This window comes from Vibrio sp. 10N.239.311.G01 (genome assembly GCF_041465805.1).
Taxonomy (GTDB): domain Bacteria; phylum Pseudomonadota; class Gammaproteobacteria; order Enterobacterales; family Vibrionaceae; genus Vibrio; species Vibrio crassostreae_C.
Window position 1 is genome coordinate 1 of record NZ_JBFSRM010000061.1, and the last position, 3,025, is coordinate 3,025.

General features: G+C 39.2%; 4 protein-coding genes. All 4 read right to left on the reverse strand.

Features of this window, described 5'->3' with window-relative positions; all coding sequences use genetic code 11:
* Nucleotides 1–622: 622 nt before the first annotated feature.
* The 4 genes from lpxL to AB6D06_RS22325 all read right to left on the reverse strand — a co-directional run bounded on the left by lpxL (nt 623) and on the right by AB6D06_RS22325 (nt 2,868).
* On the reverse strand, nt 623–1,546 hold the full coding sequence (lpxL, locus tag AB6D06_RS22310; protein WP_102457271.1) for an LpxL/LpxP family Kdo(2)-lipid IV(A) lauroyl/palmitoleoyl acyltransferase: 924 nt from the start codon (nt 1,544–1,546) through the stop codon (nt 623–625).
* Between the two features lie 194 nt (nt 1,547–1,740).
* The gene (locus AB6D06_RS22315) at nt 1,741–1,950 is read right to left on the reverse strand and encodes a BrnA antitoxin family protein (RefSeq protein ID WP_076653982.1); all 210 of its coding nucleotides are present in this window, start codon (nt 1,948–1,950) and stop codon (nt 1,741–1,743) included.
* Nucleotides 1,943–2,239 carry a BrnT family toxin gene (locus AB6D06_RS22320; protein WP_102457269.1) on the reverse strand — a complete coding sequence of 99 codons (297 nt, stop codon included), beginning with the start codon at nt 2,237–2,239 and terminating at the stop codon, nt 1,943–1,945. Before AB6D06_RS22320 ends, AB6D06_RS22315 begins: the two co-directional genes overlap by 8 nt.
* Before the next feature lie 371 nt (nt 2,240–2,610).
* On the reverse strand, nt 2,611–2,868 hold the full coding sequence (locus tag AB6D06_RS22325) for a hypothetical protein (protein ID WP_372007100.1): 258 nt from the start codon (nt 2,866–2,868) through the stop codon (nt 2,611–2,613).
* Nucleotides 2,869–3,025 lie beyond the last annotated feature (157 nt).

A 3,025-nucleotide genomic window follows, 5' to 3' on the forward strand; every position in this document is an offset into this window, starting at 1 on the left:
TAAACAGCAGTGTAGCTATCACAGCTAGTCAACGTCATAGCTGTTTTAGTGCAAGAATGCCTCCCGTACGGGAGGCATTCTTGCGTCTAAATCTCAGTTCGCACTAAGTGCCGTTATGGTAAATCGACCGTTCAATACCGTACAACATTATAGAAACTTGCTTCATATTGGACTAAAAAGTAAAGTTAGCAATAAAATGAGATGTTACTTCCAGAAAGGAGACCAATGATTTTTGCTTATACATGTCCTAAATGCAAAGAAGAACGAGCCATTGCCCGAGTAAAAAGAACATTTCCTGAAAGGAACTTCACCAAAAGAAATGAACAAAAATGCCAGTGCCAACACTGTAAGCATGTTTTCTTCATAAAGGGATAGTCAAACTTGGTGCTGCTTTCCTTCCTTTTAACCGGTCATGAATTTCCCCAACAAAAAAGCCTCCGAATTAAAAGGCATTTATCTAACAACGTCATCAATAGACAACCAGAGCATTAAGATTCTGTTACCTTAGCTAGGATTCACCTGCGCAACAAAGAACGGCTCCTAATCGGGAGCCGTTCTTGTGTCTAAATCTCAGTTCGCACTAAGTGACGTTACGTTAAATAAGTTGAAGCTCAACATAAACTCATGAGTAAAAGGCTCTAGCTCCTTCTGGGCGTGTTTTAAATCTTTTGTGTAGCCACATCCATGCTGGAATGTCTCTCTCAATCATTTTTTCAATTTCTTGGTTAAGCACAGCTGCTGCATTCAAAGGGTCACGTCTCTTTATGCTGTGACTTAAATCCTGACCAATATGAAGGGTGTAACCATTTTCATCAAAAACAGTTACACCTGAGATTACCGCACAACCAGTTGAATCAATCAACATACTAGATCCTGATGTAGTAGCGGCCTCTTTAACGGAGAAGAAAGGAGCAAAAACTGAGTTTGCCTGACCATAGTCATGGTCAGGTAAATACCAAAGCCTTCCTCCGCCTTTGAGTACCTTTATCATTGTTCTTAAATCTTTTCGATCAACCATCTTGTGCCCAAACCGAGTTCGCCCTCTATGCTGAACAAATTCATATGCTGGATTGGAGTTGGGACGATACACTCCGTACCCTTTACAAAATTGACTAAAAATACGAGCCGTTAGTTCCAAATTCAGATGGTGAGTGCATAAAATCAGAACACCTCTTTCTCCCTGCTCATTTATATTTTCTTGACCTTGAGTTGACGAGATTTGACTAATTCTCCACTTAGGCCAAAACCAAGCCATACCTGTTTCTATAAGAGCCATACCTGTATATTTAAAATTTGACAATACCAACCTTTCATAAACAACTTCGGATTGTCCAGGGAAACAAAGTCGAAAGTTTTCTTTTGCCACTTGGTAACGCCTCTTAAGAATCCTCATAGCCACCAAGCCTATGCTATTTCCAATAAGACGTAGGAGAAAGTATGGAAAAATATTTACAACCAGAGCAAGTAAAGCAAAACCAAGCCAAACTCCCCAGTATCTGGGATGGAGTAATGTGATTGAAAATTTAGGGGAAGAAATAATATTCATAAGACAAAGAGTTAAATGTATAGAGAGCCATCTATACATTTCCATGCTCAAAATGGCAAGTTACATAAGCATCAACAGGGCAAGCTAACAAAATCGGTGTTTATTATTCCTATTATGTTCAATCGCGTGACTCCGTTACGAAGAACGGCTCCCAATCGGGAGCCGTTCTTGTGTCTAAATTCGATTTGTAGTGGCTACTGCCAATCCATCTTCAACTCTTTATGTTTAGATGCACAATCTTTCAAATAGAGATTCATTAAGTTCTGGTAAGGAACTCCATTCTTGTCTGAAAGCTCTTTGAAGTAGCTAATAACATCTTCATCTAATCTTATCGTTATCTGCTTCTTTGATTTTTTCACATAAGGGTTAGCTACTGAGTTAGAAAAATCATACTGTTCACGCATAACGGCAATCCTCATATTGTTTTCGTTCTCGTTTCTCTGCTTTTCTGGCTGATATAATTCTGATTTTCTCATCATCCCCACGATAGCAATGACAAACAACCAAAGTATTGTATTCCTCACTTACGCCTAAAATAATGAAACGCTCTTCACCAAATGAACTGTCTGGATCTGGAATAACACGGGCAAACTCATCATAAAAAACTGACTGAGCCTCATGAAAGGTAACACCATGTTTTCTTCTGTTCGTTTCAGCTTTGTTGGGATCCCATTGAAAATTTAAGTAAGACATATCACAACCATAACTACATCGTAATTATATTGTAGTTAAAATCAAAGGAAATAGAAACCGAAGTTCTCCGCGGAAAGGTGATTTCCTTGTGTTAAAGGTCGCTTAAGAATGAGGTTCAACTTCTCAAAAATCGGTGTGTATTATTCCTGTAATGTTCACGCAGAACCGAAAGTTTCCATGGGTGGATCACGAGAGAGTTCAAGGTAGAATTCAACTCGTCCGAACCACTTATTTCAATCCGACCTAGCATTCAACTCGTCCGGAAAAGAACAAAAATCACGTGACTTCGTAACCTACAATTTCACTGTGAAATTTTTCATAAGCGTGACTCTGTAACAAAGAACGGCTCCCGATTGGGAGCCGTTCTTACTTTAATTCCTTACCCAACCACAGTCTTCATCCGTAGGCTTCTCAAAGCAGTTTTCTAAAATCAAGTCTAATTTTTTAGAGGCTAATGCAGAGCAATAATGCTCACAAAGAGATTCAAATGCGGCATCTTCTGAACTACGTCCCGTATCATTCTTAGAGAGCCACTGTTCAAAAGACCTTTTTACAAGCTCAATGTCTTGCTGTAGTTCCTGAGCACTCTTCCAAATATCAGTTAGAACTTCAACCTTTGTACCAACCATAATTTGCACCCTAATGATTTTTCAAAAGCGAAGTATATGATGAATTTGAGGTGTTCATTATTCCTATTATGTTAAACGGGCGAGTTAGCTATCAAAAACAGCCCACAGAGCCCCTCAAAAGCTCCTAGTTGCGATTTAGGACACCTGATCAAGGCAA

Excerpts from the sequence above, each read along its gene's own strand:
- lpxL (WP_102457271.1), bottom strand. The coding sequence starts at position 1,546 with ATGAATATTATTTCTTCCCCTAAATTTTCAATCACATTACTCCATCCC.
- AB6D06_RS22315 (WP_076653982.1), bottom strand. The coding sequence starts at position 1,950 with ATGCGTGAACAGTATGATTTTTCTAACTCAGTAGCTAACCCTTATGTG.
- AB6D06_RS22320 (WP_102457269.1), bottom strand. The coding sequence starts at position 2,239 with ATGTCTTACTTAAATTTTCAATGGGATCCCAACAAAGCTGAAACGAAC.
- AB6D06_RS22325 (WP_372007100.1), bottom strand. The coding sequence starts at position 2,868 with ATGGTTGGTACAAAGGTTGAAGTTCTAACTGATATTTGGAAGAGTGCT.